20 protein-coding genes are annotated in these 20,424 nt (G+C 54.9%); 12 read left to right on the forward strand and 8 right to left on the reverse strand.

Annotation, left to right across the window (positions count from 1 at the left end):
* The first annotated feature begins 98 nt into the window (after positions 1 to 98).
* Both AC9UEO_RS00145 and AC9UEO_RS00150 read left to right on the forward strand, forming a co-directional pair.
* Complete coding sequence (locus tag AC9UEO_RS00145) at positions 99 to 257, forward strand: hypothetical protein (RefSeq protein WP_509528368.1); 159 nt, start codon at positions 99 to 101, stop codon at positions 255 to 257.
* A complete protein-coding gene (locus AC9UEO_RS00150; protein WP_509528370.1) occupies positions 250 to 675 on the forward strand; it encodes a DUF2442 domain-containing protein in 426 nt (141 codons plus the stop codon). Before AC9UEO_RS00145 ends, AC9UEO_RS00150 begins: the two co-directional genes overlap by 8 nt.
* 57 nt (positions 676 to 732) lie before the next feature.
* On the opposite strand, the gene lgt is transcribed toward AC9UEO_RS00150, so the two are convergent.
* Positions 733 to 1,557 (reverse strand): prolipoprotein diacylglyceryl transferase, encoded by an 825-nt coding sequence (gene lgt, locus AC9UEO_RS00155; protein ID WP_509528371.1) that lies wholly within the window; start codon positions 1,555 to 1,557, stop codon positions 733 to 735.
* A 228-nt stretch (positions 1,558 to 1,785) separates the two neighbouring features.
* Here lgt and AC9UEO_RS00160 point away from each other — a divergent pair, with 228 nt between their 5' ends.
* The 7 genes from AC9UEO_RS00160 (at position 1,786) to AC9UEO_RS00190 (ending at position 9,355) form a co-directional block, all read left to right on the forward strand.
* Positions 1,786 to 2,412: a fimbrial protein gene (locus tag AC9UEO_RS00160; protein WP_509528373.1), complete on the forward strand. Its 627-nt coding sequence runs from the start codon at positions 1,786 to 1,788 to the stop codon at positions 2,410 to 2,412.
* Positions 2,413 to 2,482: 70 nt separating this feature from the next.
* On the forward strand, positions 2,483 to 3,151 hold the full coding sequence (locus AC9UEO_RS00165; protein ID WP_509528376.1) for a hypothetical protein: 669 nt from the start codon (positions 2,483 to 2,485) through the stop codon (positions 3,149 to 3,151).
* Complete coding sequence (locus tag AC9UEO_RS00170) at positions 3,148 to 3,810, forward strand: hypothetical protein (protein WP_509528379.1); 663 nt, start codon at positions 3,148 to 3,150, stop codon at positions 3,808 to 3,810. Before AC9UEO_RS00165 ends, AC9UEO_RS00170 begins: the two co-directional genes overlap by 4 nt.
* Positions 3,811 to 4,069: 259 nt before the next feature.
* Positions 4,070 to 4,390 (forward strand): hypothetical protein, encoded by a 321-nt coding sequence (locus AC9UEO_RS00175; RefSeq protein ID WP_509528382.1) that lies wholly within the window; start codon positions 4,070 to 4,072, stop codon positions 4,388 to 4,390.
* 68 nt (positions 4,391 to 4,458) lie between these two features.
* Entirely contained in the window at positions 4,459 to 5,193 is a 735-nt protein-coding gene (locus tag AC9UEO_RS00180; RefSeq protein WP_509528385.1) for a fimbrial biogenesis chaperone, read from the forward strand.
* Between the two features lie 9 nt (positions 5,194 to 5,202).
* Positions 5,203 to 8,166, forward strand: a complete 2,964-nt coding sequence (locus AC9UEO_RS00185; protein WP_509528387.1) for a fimbria/pilus outer membrane usher protein — start codon at positions 5,203 to 5,205, stop codon at positions 8,164 to 8,166.
* A 34-nt stretch (positions 8,167 to 8,200) separates the two neighbouring features.
* Positions 8,201 to 9,355, forward strand: coding sequence for a hypothetical protein (locus AC9UEO_RS00190; protein ID WP_509528390.1), 1,155 nt, complete (start codon positions 8,201 to 8,203; stop codon positions 9,353 to 9,355).
* A gap of 47 nt (positions 9,356 to 9,402) precedes the next feature.
* On the opposite strand, the gene AC9UEO_RS00195 is transcribed toward AC9UEO_RS00190, so the two are convergent.
* Together AC9UEO_RS00195 and AC9UEO_RS00200 are read right to left on the reverse strand one after the other, a co-directional pair.
* Complete coding sequence (locus AC9UEO_RS00195; RefSeq protein ID WP_509528392.1) at positions 9,403 to 9,750, reverse strand: HVO_A0114 family putative DNA-binding protein; 348 nt, start codon at positions 9,748 to 9,750, stop codon at positions 9,403 to 9,405.
* The gene (locus AC9UEO_RS00200; RefSeq protein ID WP_509528394.1) at positions 9,747 to 10,106 is read right to left on the reverse strand and encodes a toxin-antitoxin system TumE family protein; all 360 of its coding nucleotides are present in this window, start codon (positions 10,104 to 10,106) and stop codon (positions 9,747 to 9,749) included. The genes AC9UEO_RS00195 and AC9UEO_RS00200 overlap by 4 nt, the downstream gene beginning before the upstream one ends.
* Positions 10,107 to 10,224: 118 nt before the next feature.
* Here AC9UEO_RS00200 and ilvD point away from each other — a divergent pair, with 118 nt between their 5' ends.
* Positions 10,225 to 11,919, forward strand: coding sequence for a dihydroxy-acid dehydratase (gene ilvD, locus AC9UEO_RS00205; RefSeq protein ID WP_509528397.1), 1,695 nt, complete (start codon positions 10,225 to 10,227; stop codon positions 11,917 to 11,919).
* 11 nt (positions 11,920 to 11,930) lie between these two features.
* Positions 11,931 to 12,236, forward strand: a complete 306-nt coding sequence (locus tag AC9UEO_RS00210; protein WP_509528399.1) for a c-type cytochrome — start codon at positions 11,931 to 11,933, stop codon at positions 12,234 to 12,236.
* Positions 12,237 to 12,901: 665 nt separating this feature from the next.
* On the opposite strand, the gene AC9UEO_RS00215 is transcribed toward AC9UEO_RS00210, so the two are convergent.
* Positions 12,902 to 13,891, reverse strand: coding sequence for an acetamidase/formamidase family protein (locus AC9UEO_RS00215; protein ID WP_509528401.1), 990 nt, complete (start codon positions 13,889 to 13,891; stop codon positions 12,902 to 12,904).
* An 18-nt stretch (positions 13,892 to 13,909) separates the two neighbouring features.
* A complete protein-coding gene (locus AC9UEO_RS00220) occupies positions 13,910 to 15,310 on the reverse strand; it encodes an amidase (protein ID WP_509528403.1) in 1,401 nt (466 codons plus the stop codon).
* 159 nt (positions 15,311 to 15,469) lie between these two features.
* On the opposite strand from AC9UEO_RS00220, the gene AC9UEO_RS00225 reads away from it, so the two are divergent.
* Complete coding sequence (locus tag AC9UEO_RS00225) at positions 15,470 to 16,531, forward strand: cyclase family protein (protein WP_509528405.1); 1,062 nt, start codon at positions 15,470 to 15,472, stop codon at positions 16,529 to 16,531.
* A 15-nt stretch (positions 16,532 to 16,546) separates the two neighbouring features.
* Here AC9UEO_RS00225 and AC9UEO_RS00230 read toward each other — a convergent pair whose 3' ends face one another.
* The 3 genes from AC9UEO_RS00230 to AC9UEO_RS00240 are packed head-to-tail and all read right to left on the reverse strand — an operon-like array spanning position 16,547 to position 20,309.
* Positions 16,547 to 16,969 (reverse strand): surface-adhesin E family protein, encoded by a 423-nt coding sequence (locus AC9UEO_RS00230; protein WP_509528407.1) that lies wholly within the window; start codon positions 16,967 to 16,969, stop codon positions 16,547 to 16,549.
* Positions 16,970 to 17,017: 48 nt separating this feature from the next.
* Positions 17,018 to 19,102 (reverse strand): 3-hydroxyacyl-CoA dehydrogenase NAD-binding domain-containing protein, encoded by a 2,085-nt coding sequence (locus AC9UEO_RS00235; RefSeq protein WP_509528409.1) that lies wholly within the window; start codon positions 19,100 to 19,102, stop codon positions 17,018 to 17,020.
* Between the two features lies 1 nt (position 19,103).
* Positions 19,104 to 20,309, reverse strand: a complete 1,206-nt coding sequence (locus AC9UEO_RS00240) for an acetyl-CoA C-acetyltransferase (protein WP_509528411.1) — start codon at positions 20,307 to 20,309, stop codon at positions 19,104 to 19,106.
* Between the last annotated feature and the right edge of the window lie 115 nt (positions 20,310 to 20,424).

Here is a 20,424-nt window from a genome sequence, read left to right on the forward strand (position 1 = left end):
TTACTAACTCCTTTTTTGCAGCTGTACTTACAACTGAGCCATCAGATTTTTCAAAAAATAGAGTCCCTCTGAACACATACCCATCATGTTAGGTTATTATGAGCTCTATCCTTGTCAATGCTTTGCGACTGGTCATCTACCCCAACGACCATGGCCCTCCTCACGTTCATGTGCTGGGTCCTGGTTGGGAGTTGAAAGTTCGTTTGAAAGAGCCTCCCATGCTGGTGTCCGTATTGGGCAAGCCCAAACATGACTAACGCAAGCAATGCTGAATGGCTGGATGAGCAACTGGCATCAGCACAAAAACTCATGCGCAAAAGTAAAGTTGAAGCCCCCCGCGCCGTAGCTGTGGCCTACAACCGCAGGACCAAAACCATTGCTGTTGAGATGAACAATGGCGCATCTTTTTCATTTCCACCGCACCTTGCGCAGGGCCTTGAAAGTGGCAAGCCCACGCAATGGGCAGATGTGCAACTTTCCCCCATGGGCACAGGATTGAATTGGCCGCAACTGGACGCCGACTTAAGCGTTCAGGGCTTGTTGGAAGGTTTGTTTGGCAGTCATGCTTGGCGCAAGGCACACGCGGCGCGAGCGGGAGGCGTGAAGTCCGAGGCCAAAGCCATGGCTGCTCGACTGAACGGCGCTAAAGGCGGAAGACCTAAAGCAGCTCGTTGAAAACGCAATTCACAGACGCGTTTTCGAGCCTGCGGCGCGGGGCTAGGGTAGGCTGCTTCAGCCCTTCGGGCTTCTTGGAGAGGATGCATTCGCCCACAGCATCATGCCAACCCCTATGAGCACCATAGGCACACACAACCACTGCCCCATGCTCCAACCCATGGCAAGCAAGCCAAGGTGTGCGTCGGGTTCACGGAAATACTCGGCAATAAAGCGCAGCGACCCATAGCCCAGCAAGAAAGCGCCCGACACCCAGCCCAGCGGTCGGGGTTTGCGAGCCAGCCACCACAACAGCGCAAACAGCAGCAGGCCTTCTAATAAAAACTGGTAAATCTGCGAGGGGTGGCGCGGCAGCAAGCTGCCGCTTTGCGGAAACACCATGGCCCAAGGCAGATTGACATCGGCGGCACGTCCCCACAACTCGCCATTGATGAAGTTGCCCACCCGCCCCGCCGCCAAGCCCGTGGGCACGCAAGGCGCCACAAAGTCGGTCACTTCTAACCAATGCCGACCACGCTTCCAAGCCAGCAAGGCCATGGCGGCGATCACGCCCAACATGCCGCCGTGAAAACTCATGCCGCCTTGCCACACATACAACACCTCTAGCGGGTGCTGGGCGTAATAAGCGGGTTTGTAGAACAGGCAATAGCCTATGCGCCCGCCCAAAACCACGCCAAACACGCCCCAGCTCATCAGGTCGTCCACGTCTTGCAAGGACCACAGGCCTTGCGCTTGTAAGCCAGCGTAGGGCGGGTGCTGCAAGCGCTGTCGCGCCAGCAAGACAAACAGCACAAAGGCCGCGAGGTAGGAAATGCCGTACCAGTGCACAGCCAAGGGGCCAATGGCCAAGGCCACGGGGTCAAATTGGGGGTGAATCAACATGTCTTCTATTGTGCGGCAGGACCAGAACTTTGCATTTTTACTACACAATGAATTCTTAAATTACAATAAAACAACAAAAATAACTAAAAATAATGGAAAAAAACAATAAATATGAACTTAAATATTGAATATATAAAAAGAGTTGATTAGTATTAGTTCATGCAAAGTTTGAATTCAAATGTTTAACTTTGCTGTTTCACTCAACTTTTTCCTTCAAGGAGCTTTTTCATGACCTCAACGTTCGCCAAACAAAAACTGGCTCTTCTTGCCAGCGCCATTGCACTCGCACTAATGACCGCCCAAGCCCAATCCGCTGATGGCACTGTCGTCATTTCTGGCCAAATCAACGCCAGCACCTGTACATTGAATATTGCAGACAGTACCGGTGTTGCCTCCCCTACCAACAAAGGGACACGCTCAGTTGAGCTAGGAACTGTCAGCCCCACAGGCGCCTCGATAGGTTCACTTTTGGGTACCAAACAGAACATCACCTTTAGTTTGTCTGCTGCCTCTGGTACAGGAAGCTGCACTTTTGCAACAGGATCCACCGGCTGGAATCTGGCTTTGGATCTGCAATCCAGTCAAGTCGGTACCGTCAGTAATAAATCATTCTTGACGAACTCCGCCACCACCGGTGCTGCCACCAATGTGGGTGTTGCCCTCTTTGACACTTTGGGAGCCCAAATAACAACACTGGCCACAGGACAAGGTTACCAAGGAACCAAATTGGCTGCCACAGGTGTGACTGCAGCTACTTCATTAGGGATGGGTGCTCAATTCATAGCCACCTCAGCATCTGCACCTACTGCAGGTTTGTTTAGCGCCTCAGTACCACTGTTGATTGTTTATAACTAACCCCCGCTAGGCGTATCAAGCCCTGCTGATCACCACAGGTTAGCAGGGCTTCATTCCCTCTGGAGCCTCCATGCACAAACCTTTGTCACATCCCCAAATAGCGCTTCTCTGCGCCATGGTGATGGCGTTTGTCTGCCTGCACACTCGGGCGAATGCCCAAGAAACAACTACTTTTAATGTCTACGCTCGCATCAGTGACAACACCTGCTACTTGAAAATGTCGGACACGAGTGGCTTTCAATACGGCGGCACAAGAACCGTCACTTTACCCACCGTCAATTCATCCTCAGGATCACAGGGATCGCCTTTGGGCTCCTCTGTGACGATTCTTCTTCGCATCGTGAAACCCAACACTGACGACAATTGCTATTTGCCCGCTGCGACGGGCCAGCCTTCTAATAATTGGGACATTGCACTGTTGCTTGATTCGTCCCAAATCATCAGCATCAACAATCAAACATATTTGAAAAACGCCCTATCCAACGGCAGCGACGCGGTTGTCCTGCTCAAAGGCAGCACTGTGGGGACATCAGCGCAAAACCTAAACCTTAAAGTAGGCGACAGCACTGGCTATGGAACGCTGGTCTCTGGCAGTAACTCTGTGGGCAGTGACCCATCAACTAATGTCGGAATAACGCAAACTCTTCAACTTGTAGTCCAATTGACGCAAGCGGGTACTAATGCACCCACCGCTGGACAATGGCAACAAACCATACCTCTCATGGTGGTTTATCAATGATGAAAAGCCATTGCATTGTTTGGAGTTTGCTCATGCTGGCATGGGCTGCGCCGCATGCATCAGCTCAAACGGTAGAGACCGAAGCGCCTGCCATAGCGTTGACGCTGACTGGCAGCATTAACGACAGCACGGCTTGCAAAACCACGGTCCTGAGCAATCAACTGGGCAATGGCTATTTGTTTCAATTGCCCACACTCAAAACCACCTCGCTCACCAACGGGCTGTTCAGCGATGTCACGCCCTTGGATTTGCAAGTCAACGTGAAAATCAGCGCTTCCGATTGCCCCAACCCAACTACTTTCACTGCCAAACTCGTCTTTGACACAGACTTGGCCGTCATCGCGCCTCGCACGGGTTTGCTGCGCAACAACGCCACGACCAAGCCTGCAGAAAATGTATTTGTGCAACTGGGTCTCATCAATGAGTCTGGCGTGTTCAACCCCATAGACCTGAACCAGCCCCAGCAACTCAACTTGGCGCTGAACCAAAAAGACACCTTAACCAAGACTTTCAGCCCCCTGCGCTTGGGAGTTCGTTATGTGGCCAGTCGGGCTTTTGTCGCCCAAAACGCCAGTTTTCAAACTGCCAACCCAGGATCGCAGGATGTGAGTGCCGGCAATGTCTCGGTTTTCCTGCCTTTTTTGCTCAGACTTGATTAACTAAGCGCCATGTTTCAAGCAAAACACCACAGTTTGTCTTTGACCGAATGCTTTTTTCAACGAAAAAGCAAAACCGAAAAATTTTCAAATTAATTTCAAAAGAATTCATTTACACACCAAGGAGAACACAAAACCACCCTCATTTGTAAGAACGGCCCTGCGGATTTAATGCTTTAGCAGTTTTTGCGCCCCTTCCTTTGTTTCGATTCAATTCACACCACCACGGTGTGGAAAGCACCGATCAACACAAAGGAAAACCATGAACTGCTCAGTCAAAAAAATTCGCTTCGCCGCTAGCGTGTTGTCAGTCGTTTGGGCCGTGTCGGCAGTCCCCGCACAAGCACAAAACGGCGTATTGGAAATTCGCGGCGTGCTGACCTCCCCAGGTTGCAGCTTCAATCCCCAAAACGTCGCCTTTGTGGACACACAAACCCCAATCAACGGTCAGGCCTGTGGTTTGACCAGTGGCACTGGCAACCCTTTGTCCCGCTTAAACATTGCCCGCATCAGTGAAGAAACCCTGCAAAACGCCATAGGCAGGGACTCTGGCAAACGGATGGTGACACTCACCTACCGCTAAACGCCGCAGTCCCAGCAGTTCTTCTCGGTGAGGGTGTTTTCAACCCTTTCACCAGTGATGAGAAGAACATGATTTACCGTTTTTTTGCATTTGTAACCTTTAGCTTGGCGCTTGGCTGGTCCAACGCACAGGCTGACATGGTGATTGACACCACACGCGTGATTTACCCCGAGACCAAGCGTGATGTGAATTTCAAAGTCACCAATGTCAGTAAAGACCGACCTGCCTTTGTGCAGATGTGGCTAGATGACGGCAACGCTGCGGCCGCGCCCGAGGAATCGGTCACGCCGTTTAACCTGACCCCGCCTGTGGCACGCCTCAAAGCCGATGGCAGCCAAGTCGTGCGCTTGGTTTTCACTGGCGAGCCTTTGCCCGCCGACCGTGAGAGCGTGTTTTATTTCAACATGCTGGAATTGCCCCAAAAAAGCGCTGAAGAAAACAAACTCAGCTTCGCGGTTCGTACCCGCATCAAAGTTTTTTACCGCCCCAAGGCCTTGAAAGGCGACCCCTTAGAGCAGTTGGACAAGGTGACTTGGAAGGTTTCGAAAAAAGACAACAACTGGGTGGCCGAGGGCACCAACCCCACCCCCTACCACTTCTCGTTCTTTAGCCTGATTTTGGGGCAAGACGGTAAATTTGATTTCAACATCGATGGCGGTATGTTGCCCCCCAAGTCCAGCGCCAGCTTTGTTTTGGGTGCAGCGGACAAGGTCAGCAAACCTTACAACGCTTTGCGGGCTGAATACATCAGCGACTACGGCGGAGCCGTCCCCAAAGACTACCCCATCAATTTATTGCCCTGAGCCTGTCCCATGAAAACCCCTGACTTGCGTTGCCCAAATCCTGTGCCTTTGCTGGCCAAGGTGGTGGCATTTTCATTTGCCACGCAACTTCCCCTTGCACTGGCGGCGCAAGCAGATGCTTCTACCAAAGACAATCAAACTGCGCTGGGGGTGATGACTTGGGTGGGGGTGCGTACCATCCAATCCGACCCCAACTTGCCCCTGCTGGTGCGATTGGAGGGGGATTCAGCGCAGGGGCAGGTGCTGCAACTGGAACAAAAAGGCTTGGTTATTTACGAGCAAAAGTTGAATGAGGGGGCGTTTCGTATCCGTGAAATTCCCCCTTTGAATGAACGCTCGCCTTTGACCGTGCGCCTGAAGACGCCAAGCCAAGAAGATCAGCAGACCGTTTTGCCGCTGCAACCCAATCAACGCCGTGATTTATATGCCAAACGACCCGAGTTGCTGGCCTTGGCCCCCATCACCTTGCCTAAGCCCTTCATGGTTCCGCTGCCGCCGACCAAACTGGAAGAAGATATTGAATTCGATTCCGAATTTTTACGAGGCAAAGCCTTTCGCAATTTGAGCCCATTGGACATCAAGCGCTTGGGCAGCGTGCGCCCCGGCAATGTGGATGTCGATATTTTTCGCAATGAGCGCATGGTCGGCAAATCCACTGTGCGTTTCACTGTCCCCCCCGATGGCGGCAATGCCCGTGCTTGCATCACGCCTGTTCAATTTCAGCAGTTGGGCGTCAAACCAAATTTCATCAGTCCGCAAGGCTTGCAGATGATGAAAACTGCCGACACTGGCACAGGCTCCGCAACCAGCAAGCCTGCGGCAGACTGCCTGTTCATCGACCAATGGGTGACGGGCGCCAGCAGTGAATACGACACCAACGAACTGCGCTTGGACATCACCATTGCGCAAGCGTTCTTGACCAAGCAAAACCGCCAAAGTGTGCCCCCCGAAATGCTCACACGCGGCGAAAACGCGGGTTTCATCAACTACAACCTTAACAATTACAACACCCAAGGTTTTAGCTCTAACTTTTTGGGGCTGAACACGGGCATCAACCTGTCGGGTTGGCAGTTGCGCCACACCAGCTATGTCTCGCAAAGCCGCATCGCTGGCAGCGCCAGCGCCAGCCAGTACGTGTCGGGCGAAACCGTGGTCAAACGACCGCTGTTGAACATCAAGTCCACTTTGGTCTTGGGCGACACGACATCTAACAGCCCCATCATCGGCTCCACTCCCATTCGGGGGGTGCGCCTGTCGTCTGAAGAAGCCATGATGCCCGACGAGGAGCGCAGTTTTCGCCCCATCATTCGTGGCGTGGCACGCACCAATGCGCGGGTACGTGTGTCGCAAAACAATGTGGTGTTTTTTGAGCAAACGGTGCCACCCGGCCCCTTTGAGTTTGACGACATCAACCCAGTCGCCTCGGTAGGCAATTTGCAAGTTGTGATTTCCGAAGCCGATGGCTCTCAGCAAACCTTTGTGGTGCCCTACAGCCCCAGCATGGGTGCGCTCAACCCTGGGTCGTTTCGCTACAGTGTTGCCACAGGTCAGTACCGCAACTACACCACCACGCAAAACACCAATATTGTGCAAGCCTATGTGCGCTATGGCTTGAACAATTTTTTGTCCCCCGGTGTTGAAGTATTGCTGGGCCCCAACTACAGCAACGTCGGCTTGCAAGCCAATTTCAATTCAGCCATGGGCAGCCTGAGCTTTAGCAGTTTGTTCTCGCATTTTTCGAGCAATGGCACTGACAACAACGGCACGGCCACTAACATCAGTTTGAGCCCACCCGCCATGGGTCGGTTCTCTGCCTACGCTGGCGTGGGCAGACAGTCCCAAAGGTACACCCCGCCCAGCACCGCCTTTAATTTGGGCAGCAACGCATTGTTCACCAATGACAGTTTCAAATCTAACATCTTCGTGGGCTCCAGCTTGAGCATGGGCGCTTGGGGCGGGCTGAGTCTGGGTCTGACGCAGCAGCGCAATTGGCAAGACCAAGGAAACCAGCAAGTGCGCTTGGGCTATTCCTTCACGGTATCCAAGCTGAGCTTGGGCATCAACTTTGACAAAACCTCCTACACCAACAACAGCCCCAGCGTCAAAAGCATGAGTGTCAACGCTTCGGTTCCTTTGAACTTGGGATCCTCGGCAGGCGGTTTGCGGGCGGGCTACACCCAGACTGGCGAGTCAGAGCCCACCAAGACCGTCGGCTTTTACGGCTACAGCACAGAGAACCAACTCAGCTACAACCTCAACCAATCCCAAACCGCCAATTTCAGCACCTCCAGCGGCTCGGCCAGTCTGCAACACCGCTATGGCAATTTAGGTGCATCGATCAGTTCATCCACAGGTGGTAGCCAGCAAACCGGTTTGTCTGCCAGCGGCGGCTTGGTGTTGCACCGTGATGGCATTATTTTGGCCCCCACTTTGGGTGACACCTTTGCCATTGTGGAAGTTCCTAAGGGCGAAGGTGCGGGCGTGTTGGGCAGCTCAGCGCGCATCAACAGCGGTGGCTTTGGCGTGGTGCCCAGCTTGTCGCCCTACTACCTCAACGATGTGCAAATCAGCTTGGAGGGGGCGCCCGCCGAACTCGAGGTTGACAACGCCAACCAAAAGGTGGCGCCCGTCGAGGGTTCTATCGTGCGGCTGAAGTTCAACGCCAGTTCGGGACGACCCTTGCTGATCGTGTTGCAAACCAGCAGCGGTGTGCGTGTGCCCATTGGCGCCACGGTGAGCGACGCCCAAGGCAACGAGGTGGGCACGGTGGGCCAAGGCAGCCGCGCTTTGGTGCGGGTGCAAAAACCCTCAGACCGCCTGCAAGTGGTGTGGGGCGACAAGGCCGATGAAAGTTGTTGGTTGGACTACGCCTTGGACGCTAAACAAACCGCCAACGCCTCGGGCTATACGCTTTTGAAGTTGCGCTGCGACATGAACCCCATGGGCGAGAAATCAGCCCAAGCGGGAAAATGAATGTTTTATCTTTTCGCCCTAGGAAACATTGACCATGTTTAAACACCTCATCAAAATCTTCATCTTGGGTATGGGGCTGTGCTGCTTAACCCCTGCATTTGCCACAATGTGCGCCACCAGCGCCAAGTTTACGCAAGGGGTAGGTGGCCCCACGGTGACCAACCTGAACCTCACCACATCAACGGGCACCATTAACAACCTGGTGTTGGAAATAAATTTTGACCAGTTTGGTGCAATACCGGTGCCGGCCACAACTCCGCTGGCGGGTGACTATTGCTCGCTGACTTATGGACAACGAGAGGCCCAATTCCGAAATGGCACATTTTCATCAGGCACCAATTATTGGACCATTACCTATGGTGTGCCCACTAAAGGAATCTCAAACCCCACGGTTTGTGCTTCGACGGCCTACAATTATTTTGTCGGAACGCCCAACCCATTTTCCTTTCATTGGCTTGAAAACGTAACCGGTGGCGATACCGCCAAAACCAAAGCAGAGGCTTTTTACTATACAAGTGGCAGCAATTACAGTTATTTGTGCAACAACACCAAGTTCTACATACCGCTGACAATCCAATACGCCATAGGTCCAACCAACGCACTTGGGTTTACCGCCACATTGCTTTACAACATCGTGGGTGGTTGCTGTGGTACTGGGCAATATGTTGGAAGCACGTACACGAAAACAGGGACGGATTTGATCATTCGAAAGATGACGGGCTCATGCAGTGTGACGGCCCCGCCGATTAATTTGGGTACCTTCGCGCCCAGCGTGCAGAGAACCCAAGGCATTTTGGGGGGCGTTTTGAAATCAACCACCGTCACCCTCAATTGCCCCAAGGTTTATAATGGCTTCAATGTCACGCCCAAGGTGTCCATCACCGATGCGTACGAACCAAGCAATACCACCTGCAACCCCGTCAATTGGGCCGCGAATGCTTCCGATGCCGTCATCAACTTATTCACGACGGCCACCATCGGTCACACCCCAGCCGAAAGGTACTGTGTTTATCCTTTATTGACAAATGGAAACCAATTTTCCAACACCATGACGTTTCCTGTCATCGATTCTCTAACTTACCAGAAGTCGATGGATATCTACGCGGGCCTTTACAAACAACAAGGCCCAGCCAATCCCACCTCAGGCCTAGTGAGTAGCACGCTGACCTTGACCGTAACTTATAACTAGTTGGGGGCTTTGGTTTTCATCTCCGGGTGTTATCTAGGCTGGCGAGCTCAAGCCACGATCAGATAGCTGTCAGCCTGCGCGACGGGGCGCATGGCGCGATCGTTTTTTTCCATTTTGACCAAGCCATAACGCGACATGGTTTTCAATGTGCGTGACAGGTTGCCTTGCTTGCGACCTGTGAGGCCAGCCAGTTCGCTGATGGAGCCGGGCTGCGCCGTGCGAATGACATCCAGCAGAGCACGGTTTTCATCGCTCAAAACTTGCGCCAAGGAACGCATAGAGGTAAACCAAATTTTAGGGTCTGATGCCTTCGGTTTGATTTCACCCTTGGCAATGGACAAGACATACTCGCGAATTTTTGCTTGGGGTGCGATACCAATTTTGATGACTTTCATTTGAGCCTCATTTCATTTAAAACCGAATCGACCTCGGTGAAAAAATCTGTTAACAACTGTTGTGCGTCCTTGAACTCATATGGCACACCCATGTCCGAAGCGTGGCGATGCTTGTGATCAAAGGGAAGGCGCTGCCCCGCAAACTTCTTACCTTTGGGCTTCATGGCATGGGCATTGTCAAAGCCCAAAATTCGCTTTCCGCTGGGCGCATGCAAGGTCAGTGAGTAACGAATACCATGCGGTATGTCATTGCTCGGCTTGACTTCCCACGCTTCAATCTTCAGCCAATACCCATCCTCTTGATCAATGATTTGCTGATGCAACTCAAGCAAGGTGCGAATGGAATGGTCAACCATGACATACTATATCATCTGATGATATTTTATATGCATGACGCTTTTGAAATGTTCAGTCCACCCGCACCCCTTTGCGCGCGGCTAAACTCACCTTTTTCATTGAACACAGCGAGACACCATGGCCACGTTCCCAATCAAAATCAACCGCCGCTCTGCCAACATCACCGAGGGCAAGTCGCGTGCACCCAACCGGTCCATGTATTACGCCATGGGCTACCAAGAAAGCGACTTCACCAAGCCCATGGTGGGCGTGGCCAATGGCCACAGCACCATCACGCCGTGCAACAGCGGCTTGCAAAAGCTGGCGGACGCAGCAGTGGCGGGCATTGAAGAGGCCGGGGGCAACGCGCAAATTTTTGGCACCCCCACCATTTCGGACGGCATGGCCATGGGCACCGAGGGCATGAAGTACTCGCTGGTCAGCCGCGAAGTCATTTCTGACTGCATCGAAACCTGCGTGGGCGGCCAGTGGATGGACGGCGTGCTGGTGGTGGGTGGTTGCGACAAAAACATGCCCGGCGGCATGATGGGCATGTTGCGCGCCAATGTGCCGGCCATTTATGTGTATGGCGGCACCATCTTGCCCGGCAGCTACCAGGGCAAAGACTTGAACATCGTGAGCGTGTTCGAGGCGGTGGGCGAAAACGCCGCCGGCAAATTGAGCGACGCCGATTTGCGCGAGATCGAGATGCGCGCCATCCCCGGCACGGGCTCTTGCGGGGGCATGTACACGGCCAACACCATGTCCTCGGCCTTCGAGGCGCTGGGCATGTCGCTGCCTTACTCGTCGACCATGGCCAACCCCCACGACGAAACCAAAAACTCGGCCAAGGCTTCGGCCAAGGTGCTGATCGAGGCCATCAAAAAAGACCTCAAACCCCGCGACATTGTCACCAAGCAAGCGATTGAAAACGCCGTGGCGGTCATCATGGCCACGGGCGGCTCCACCAACGCGGTGCTGCACTTTTTGGCCATCGCCCATACCGCCGAGGTGGACTGGACGATTGACGACTTTGAGCGCATGCGCCGCAAAATCCCGGTGATTTGCGACTTGAAACCCAGCGGCAAATACCTGGCCGTGGACCTGCACAAAGCCGGTGGCATTCCGCAAGTGATGAAGGTCTTGCTCAAGGCCGGCTTGCTGCACGGCGACTGCATGACCATCACCGGCAAAACCGTGGCGGAAAACCTGGCCGATGTGCCCGACACGCCCCGCGCCGACCAAGACGTGATTCGCTCCATCGACAAGCCCATGTACGCCGAAGGTCACTTGGCGATTTTGAAAGGCAACCTCTCTCCCGAGGGCTGTGTGGCCAAAATCACCGGCCTGAAAAACCCCGTCATCACCGGCCCCGCACGGGTGTTTGACGACGAGCAGTCGGCCCTCAAAGCCATTTTGGACGGCAAAATTGTGGCGGGCGATGTGATGGTGCTGCGCTACCTTGGCCCCAAAGGGGGCCCAGGCATGCCCGAGATGCTGGCCCCCACCAGCGCACTCATTGGTGCGGGTTTGGGCGAGAGCGTGGGCTTGATTACCGATGGGCGTTTCTCGGGCGGCACTTGGGGCATGGTGGTCGGCCATGTCGCCCCCGAGGCGGCGGCTGGCGGCAACATCGCCCTCATCCATGAAGGCGACAGCATCACCATCGATGCTCGCCAGTTGTTGTTGCAACTGAATGTGGCAGACGACGAAATCGCCAAACGCCGCGCCGCATGGAAAGCCCCAGCGCCGCGCTACACCCGCGGTGTGCAAGCCAAGTTTGCCCACAACGCCTCCAGCGCCAGCAAAGGCGCGGTGCTCGATTTGTTCTGAAAGGAAGTCCCATGAAACCTGTGTTGACAGCCACCTTGCTGGCCTCTTGTTTGGTGGCACCCGCCATGGCCAGCAAAGAACTGGCACAAGCCAAAAACTGTTTGGCTTGCCACTCGGTGGACAACAAAGTGGTGGGGCCTGCTTTCAAAGAAGTGGCCGCCAAATACGCGGGGGACAAAGGGGCTGCAGCCACCTTGGCCGCCAAAGTCATGGCCGGTGGTGGCGGTGTGTGGGGTGCCATTCCCATGCCGGCCAACCCGCAGGTGAAAGAGCCTGAGGCCAAAAAGCTTGTCGCCTGGATTCTGAGCTTGAAGTAAGCCCGTCTTTGCGAGGGGCAAAGCCCCGAAGCAATCCCCGTCATTGCGAGGGGCAAAGCCCCGAAGCAATCCCCGTCATTGCGAAGCCCGCAGGGCTGAAGCAATCCCCTTCAAGGCGTATGCCACAGGATCGGCCTCGCCTCCATGCTTGCACAACGTCGGCTACGGCCGACCTGCAGCACACGCCTTTTACGCTACTTTTTTGCACACGAATTAACTTCACAGGGTGAGAAGTAGAGGGCCGTCATTACGAGCGCCGTCATTGCGAAGCCTGCAGGGCTGAAGCAATCTAGCTGCTTGCCGATTCGCTGCCCTCGGCAGCTGAAGTGGGCCCTTCGTAAACCCAAGATACATCGTCTAAGCCAATCGGTCTGGGGACCATTTTGTGAGCGAAAGAGCAGCAAAATGCGTCCCCAGGCCGGGTGGCGTAGCGTCATGTTTCGATGCCATGAAAGATTGCTTCGCTGCGCTCGTAAGTACGGCTGTCAACAAGGGGCGATCATTCGAAATAAAGCTTTGGGATGAATCAACGCATCAGTGAAGGCGGGTGTCGCAGGTCGGCCGTAGCCGACGTTGTGACAGCATGGAGGCGAGGCCGAGCCTGCGGCGCAAGCCTTTAAGGGGATTGCTTCATCCCTGCGGACTTCGCAATGACGGGCTAGATATCAGGCTTTGAGGTATTCCTTCAATATGCCCGCCCCCACGGTGTACTTGGGATCCACAAAATTACCCAAACGCACTTTGCCGCATTGGCTGAGCATCATGTAGGCATCCCATCGGTCAAAGCCAAACTCGGCCTCCATCCACAGCACCAAGTCTTTGTAGGCGATGCGTGTGGCGTCTTCCAAGGGCCTAGCGCTGCCAATGGTCATGATCATGTCCTCGGTCTCCAAGCGTGGCCAAGTAATAGCCCAGTTTTTGATGAGGTCGACCTGAATGGTGGTGGTGCTTTGAAACTCCACCGCCGTGCCACACACCTCGCCGTCGCCTTGGCAAGCATGGGCGTCGCCAATAAACACCCGCGCACCATCGGTACAAACGGGTAAATAAGTGATGCTGCCAGGGCCCATGTCGGGCAAATCCATATTGCCGCCATGGGTGTCGGGCGTCAAGGTGTTGATGGAGTCGAGCATGGGCGAGCAGCTCAAGGTGCCAATGTGCGGCTTGTAGGGCAGCGTGACCCGCTTGCTCCAGTAAACGCCTTTTTCATCCACATCGATCTTGCGCACAATTTCGGGCAAGGGTTGCGTGAGCAGCGAGGTGAACATGGTGGCGCTGAGTGCGCCGAACTCGGGGATCATGGCGCAGGTTCCTCGCGGGTTGGGGCCACGTGGCGCCATGGATTCGATGTACACCGCGATCACATCGCCAGGCTGCGCACCTTCGACCATGATGGGGCCGTTTTGCGGATTGACAAAAGGCATGGTCAGCACCTTGGAGGGCAAGTCTTGCTCGGTTTTCACCTTGCCTTCGAAAGCGTCACGGGTTTCCACGATGATGCGGTCGCCAGGCTTGACGCTCAACACCGGCTGCGAGTAGGGGCCAATGGTGTAGTGGTAATTGCCTTGCTTGGCCTCTGTCAATTCGTGGGTGACGGCCTGACGACCTTGGGCCACGCCACGTTGGCGCATGATGGATTGTTCTAACCATGACATACAAATACTCCTTTGGAATCAAACTTTGGGGTGATGGCGGTGCCAATCGGTGGCTTGCTGAAACGCCCAACCCGCGCGAACAATCATGTCTTCTTCGAAATGGCGTCCCACAAACTGGCAACCAATCGGCATGCCTTGGGGCGTGAAGCCAGCGGGCAAGGTGATGGTGGGTTGGCCCGTCATGTCAAACGGGCAGGTGAATTTCAACAAGGCGCTGAGCAACTCGGCGTCGGTGGCTAACTTGCTCATACGCTCCCACGTGGGCGCTGCAATGCCGGTGGTGGGAATCAGCAGTAAATCGATGTCTTGGAACAAAGCATCGACGCGGCCTTTGAAGTCGTGGCGGCGCAGAATGATTTTTTGGTAATCCAAGCCGCTTAAGGCGTGTCCCATGTCGATCAAACCCGCCAAACCTGCGCCGTACTCAGACTTACGCGCGGGGTAAGTGGCTTCATGCGCGACCGCAGTCTCGGCGCCGCACAAAGGAAACCAGTCGTCAATGGCTTGTTGAGGGTCGGGAAACTTCACTTCTTTGACGATAGCGCCTTGCGCTTTAGCGACCTCGATCATGGCCATGAAAGCTTGCTTGCTGGGCTCGTCAATGCCCTCCAAGCTCCATTTCAAATCGATACCCACACGAACCCCTTTGAGGCCTTTGCTCATGCTGGCCAAGTAATCTGGCACAGGCAACAAACTGGCGGTGGGGTCTTTGGCGTCTGCACCTGCAATCACGCCCAAGATGGCTGCTGCGTCTGCGGTGCTGCGGGTCATGGGACCCAAGTGGTCCAAGGTGGCCGCCAACTCGAAAGCACCATAGCGGCTGACCCGCCCCCAAGTGGGTTTGATGCCGGTGATGCCATTGGCCGCAGACGGAAAGCGAATCGAGCCGCCGGTGTCCGAACCCAGCGAGCCGTAGCACAGGCCAGCCGCAGTGGCGACACCCGAGCCGCTGGAAGACGCCCCCGGCCATTGGCCCGCACTCCAAGGGTTGACGGGTGGCGTGATGTTGGGGTGGTGGTCGGCGTAAGCGCCTTCAGTAAGTTGCAACTTGCCCAAAATGACGGCACCTGCTTCGCGGAGTTTGCGCACCACCGTGCCGTCTTCTGTGGGAATGTTGTTGGCATGGATGGTCATGCCAGCGGCCGTCTTGGTGCCCGCCGTCCAACACAGGTCTTTCACCGCGATGGGCACGCCGTGCAGCGGCCCCAAGATGTGCCCTGCGCCAATGGCCTTGTCTGCCGCTTGGGCGTCTGCCAGCGCATGGTCGGCCATGACGGTGGCGTAACTCTTTAAGCTGGGGTCTAACTGCGCAATGCGAGCCAACTGCGCTTGGGTGGCCTCTACCGAGGAAATTTGACGAGATTGGATGCGCTTGGAAATTTCAAGCAGTTCGTCGTAATGCGCTTCAGTGTGACTCATGGCTGCCCCTTGATGTTGAGTCCCATTGTGCTTTAAGCGCACAGGACTTGTCCATAAATAATTTTCCAATTCAAGTAAAAAGAAGAATTGTTGAAGGTCATAATGGACTATCTTTCATCCGCAAGACAAGCCCGTCATGCACCGACTTGAGGCATCCCCATGAGCACATCCCCCCGATGGAAACACCGCCCTGCAGGTTCGACATGGGGCGACTTTGGCCCCGACGACCAGTTTGGCCGCATGAATTTACTCACCCCCGCCAAGGTCTTGCAAGGCGTGTCCGAGGTCAAGCATGGCCTGAGCTTTAACCTGAGTTTGCCGCTGGACTTTCCCGGCGGCTCGGTACTCAACCCGCGGCGCAGCCCCCCCGTCTTGCGCCCCACGGTGCGCAACGGCAAGCCCAATATGAACTACCAAATGTGGTGTGATGACCCCTTGTGCACCGATGTCATGAGCGACGACTTGGTCATCATGCATTTGCAATACAGCACCCAGTGGGACAGCTTGGCCCATGCGGGCTCTATGTTTGACGCCAATGGCGATGGTGTGCCCCAAGCGCTGTACTACAACGGTTTTCGCGCGGGAACCGATGTCATTGGCCCCGACCACAACGAGGGCGCAGGCATTTTCGATTTCATCAAAGTACCGCGTGAATCCACCTCTTATGCCAAAGCATTGGGCATCGAAAAAATGGCCGAGCGTTGTGTGCAAGGCCGTGCGGTGATGATCGACTTGCACGCCCATGTCGGCAACACCGGCGCGGTGGTGGGCTACGACATGCTGATGGACATCATGGCCAAAGACAAGGTGGTGGTGGAAGAAGGCGACATGGTGTGTTTGCACACTGGCTTTGGCGAGGTGCTGCTGGGCATGAACAAACAACCTGACGGTGCAGTTTTAGACAAAAGCGGCTCCACCCTCGATGGTCGGGACGAACGCTTGAAACAATGGATCACCGACAGCGGCTTGATCGCCCTGATCGCCGACAACTACGCGGTGGAAACCCACCCTGCCCTGCCCCATGCAGGCGCATGTGCGGCCCTGCCCCTGCACGAACATTGTTTATTCAAACTGGGGGTTCACTTGGGCGAGTTGTGGCATCTCACACCCTTGGCTAATTGGCTTAGAGCGAACGGCCGTTCACGGTTTTTGTTGACTGCGCCACCGCTGCGCTTGCCAGGGGCGATTGGCTCACCCGCGGCACCCATCGCCACGGTCTGAACGCTTGGCTGCTCTTTAAGTGGCGCAAACTTTGTTGATCAATGCCTCAAAGAAGGATTTGGGCTGAGGGAAGTACCAGCGGAAATAACGTTTTTTGGGGTCTAAAGATGCGCCGCCTTGGGTGACATTGCCTTTGCCCATGCGTCCATCAAAGTCGGTGAACTTGATTTGGCGCTGCCTAAGGGTTTCACACTGCACATGACGCACAGAAATACGTGAACTGGTGAGGTAGGCACAGCTATCGCCTTGGCAAGCCTCTTTTTTGCCTGTGGGGTAGTCCGACATGGTGGTGACTTGTTTCATACCATCCACATCGCTGATGCTTGCCAAGTCGATGTAATGGTTTTCGCCAAACTCAGCATCTTGCATGATGGGTGTCCACTCCGCATGGGCGGCAGCTGACAAGGCAAACAAACTCAATACCAAAAATCGTTTCATATAGCACTCCAGAGAATAGTTATTGTAGGCAGCCTCAAACATAACCCTTCAAAGCGCCTGTTTCTTCAGGCAATCGACCACTTCAGGACTTACCTCAAAACCCTTGCCATGCTGCTGGGCTAACTGGTGGCAGTTGCTGACAAAGGTTTGCAAGCCTTCAGAGAACACGAATTGCAAGGCGCCACCCGTCCACGCAGGAAAACCAATGCCAAAAATAGAGCCGATGTTGGCGTCATGCGCAGAGGTCAGCAGGTTTTCTTGCAAGCAGCGGGCTGTCTCCACCGCTTGGCGGTAAAGCAGTCGCTGTTTGATAGCCAGTTGCAGCGCTTGCGGGTCGCCAGACAAGGGTTTTTCAAAATGCTGCTTCAACCCAGACCATAAACGTTTGGGGCTGTCTGTGGGGTAGTCGTAAAAGCCGCCACCTGCTGCACGGCCTGCGCGTTTATGTTCATGCACCATGCGCTCCACCATTTGCTCGCCCACACTGGTGTTATAGGTCTTGCCTTCTGCCGCGAAATCCGCACGTGTTTGCTCGATCACATGCACTGAAAGCGACAAAGAGGTTTCATCCATCACCGCCAACGGACCGACAGGCATACCCGCTGCCAAGGCAGCGTGTTCGATCAAGGCTGCAGGAATGCCCTCAGCCAACATGGCCGCTCCCTCCATCACATAGGTGCCAAACACGCGGCTGGTGAAAAAACCTCGCCCATCGTTGACCACGATGGGTGTCTTGCCAATCGCCAACACATAGTCGTAGGCACGTGCCAAAGTTTCGTTGTCTGTTTGTGCGCCTTTGATGATTTCCACCAAACGCATTTTGTCCACCGGCGAGAAGAAATGCAGCCCTACAAACTGTGTAGGCCTGACGCTGGCCTTGGCTAAACCGCTGATGGGCAAGGTCGAGGTATTCGAAGCAAACACGCCGTTCCCTGCCATCACCGCTTCCACTTCACGGGTTATTTGGGCTTTGAGTTCTCGGTTTTCAAACACCGCCTCAATCACCAAATCGCAGCCTTTCAAATCGCTGAGCTTGTCGGTGGCGTGTATCAATGGAAGTACTTGCGCTTGCTGGGCCTTTTCTAAATTCACATCCAGCAGCACACAGGGAATGCTTTTCTTGGCAGAGGCCAGCGCAATGCCTGCCCCCATCATGCCGGCACCCAAGATACCCACCTTGGCAGGCTTCCAAGGGGCAAAACCGCTGGGGCGCGATTTGCCTGCCTTAATGGCATTGAGGTTGAAAAAGAACGCCGTGATCATGTTCTTGGTGGTTTGACTCACCATCAACTTGGCCAGCTTGCGGCTCTCGATTCTTGTGGCGGTGTCGTAATCTACCTGCGCCCCCTCGACCATGGCTTCCAAAACAGCTTGGGGCGCAGGGTACAAACCATGGGCTTTCTTGAACAGCATGGCAGGCACCACTGCCAAGCCATTGGCCAAAGCAGGGCTGTTGACACTGCCTCCGGGCATTTTGTAGCCCTTGCGGTCCCACGGTTGTTGCACCTGTGGGTTGTCATGGATGTAGGCCAGCGCCAATTCCATGAGTTGCTCGGGGCCAGAGGCCAAACCATCGACCAAGCCCAATGACACCGCTTCAGCAGGGTTGAATAACTTGCCTTCCATGAGATAAGGCTGCGCTACCATCAAACCCAGCAACCGCGTCATCTTGGTGATGCCCGTTGCCCCCGGTATTAAGCCGAGCGTGACCTCTGGCAAACCGAAGGAAATTTTGGGGTTGTCCAAAGCAAAACGTGCATGGGCTATCAGCGCTACTTCCCAACCACCACCCAATGCAGCACCTTGCAACAGCGCCACCACGGGCTTGCCCAGAGTCTCTATGCGGCGAAAGGCCTGCTTCAAAGCCTCAATGCCTGCAAAGCCACGGGCTGCATCGCTGGCTTGCAGTTTGAGCAAACCTTTAAGGTCCGCGCCTGCGAAAAAAGTGGTCTTGGCAGAGGTCAGCAACACGCCTTTCAGCGCAGCTTGGTCTGCAGCCAGTTGATCCGCCAAGGCCAGCATGTCTGCTTGCCACTCGGGTTTCATGGTGTTCACAGGAGAACCAGTCTCGTCGAAGGTAACCGTGGCAATGCCTTGAGGGCTCAGCTCGTAACGCAAGGTAGAAAAAGCCATGTCAGATCCGTTCAATGATGGTGGCGATGCCCATGCCGCCGCCCACACACAAAGTGATGAGGCCGCGTTTGAGTTGGCGCAGTTCTAACTCGTCGAGCAAGGTGCCCAGCAACATCGCACCCGTGGCCCCCAAGGGGTGGCCCATGGCGATGGCGCCGCCGTTCACATTCACCTTTTCATGCGGGACGTTCATCTCACGCATGAAGCGCATAGGCACAGCGGCAAACGCTTCGTTGATTTCAAACAAGTCGATATCGTCAACAGTCAAACCCGCTTTGGCCAAGGCTTTACGCGCCGCTGGCATGGGGCCAGTGAGCATGATGGTGGGGTCTGCCCCCGACAAGGCTGTCGCCACAATGCGCCCACGCGGCTTTAAGCCCAGCGCTTTGCCTTTGGCTTCGCTGCCAATCAACACGGCCGCCGCACCATCCACAATACCCGATGAATTGCCCGCTGTGTGCACATGGTCGATGCGCTCAACCTGCGGGTAGCGCGACAAAGCCACTGCATCAAAACCCATTCGGCCCATGTCGGCAAAGCTGGGCTTCAATGCACCCAAACCTTCCAAGGTGGTGCGGGGTTTGATGAACTCGTCGCGCTCCAATACAGCAAGGCCAATCTCATCGAAAACAGGCATCACCGAGCGGTCGAATTTGCCAAGGCTTTGTGCGGCAGCGGCACGTTGCTGCGAAGTCAGCGCAAATTGATCGACGTCTTCACGGCTCCAACCCGCCATGGTCGCAATCAAATCAGCACCAATGCCTTGCGGCGTGAAACCTGTGGCTGCATTGGTGGCAGGGTCTTGCGCCCACGCACCGCCATCCGAACCCATAGGTACACGAGACATGCTTTCCACACCACCAGCGACCACCAAATCTTCCCAACCGCTGGCGACTTTTTGCGCAGCCATGTTTACCGCTTCTAGGCCTGAGGCACAAAAGCGGTTGATTTGAACGCCAGACACTCGAAAGTCCCAACCCGCCTTGAGCAAAGCGGTTTTAGGCAAAACGGAGCCCTGCTCACCTACAGGGGACACGCAACCCATGACCACATCATCGACCTCGGCAGGGTCAAAATCATGGCGGGCTTGCAGCTGGTTCAGCAATCCGCCCAGCAAATCCACGGGTTTGACGCTGTGCAAGCTACCGTCCTTTTTACCTTTGCCGCGCGGTGTACGTACCGCATCGAAAATCATGGCATGGGTCATGGGTCATCTCCTTGTTCTGTTGGAAGATGATAATTTAGTTAAGATGAATGCATGGCTCGCATCGACTCCCCACGCTCTCAACCCCCGCCTCAGGTTCAAGCAAAACCTCAGGCAA

It is taken from the genome of Limnohabitans sp. (assembly GCF_040401495.1).
GTDB lineage: Bacteria > Pseudomonadota > Gammaproteobacteria > Burkholderiales > Burkholderiaceae_C > Limnohabitans.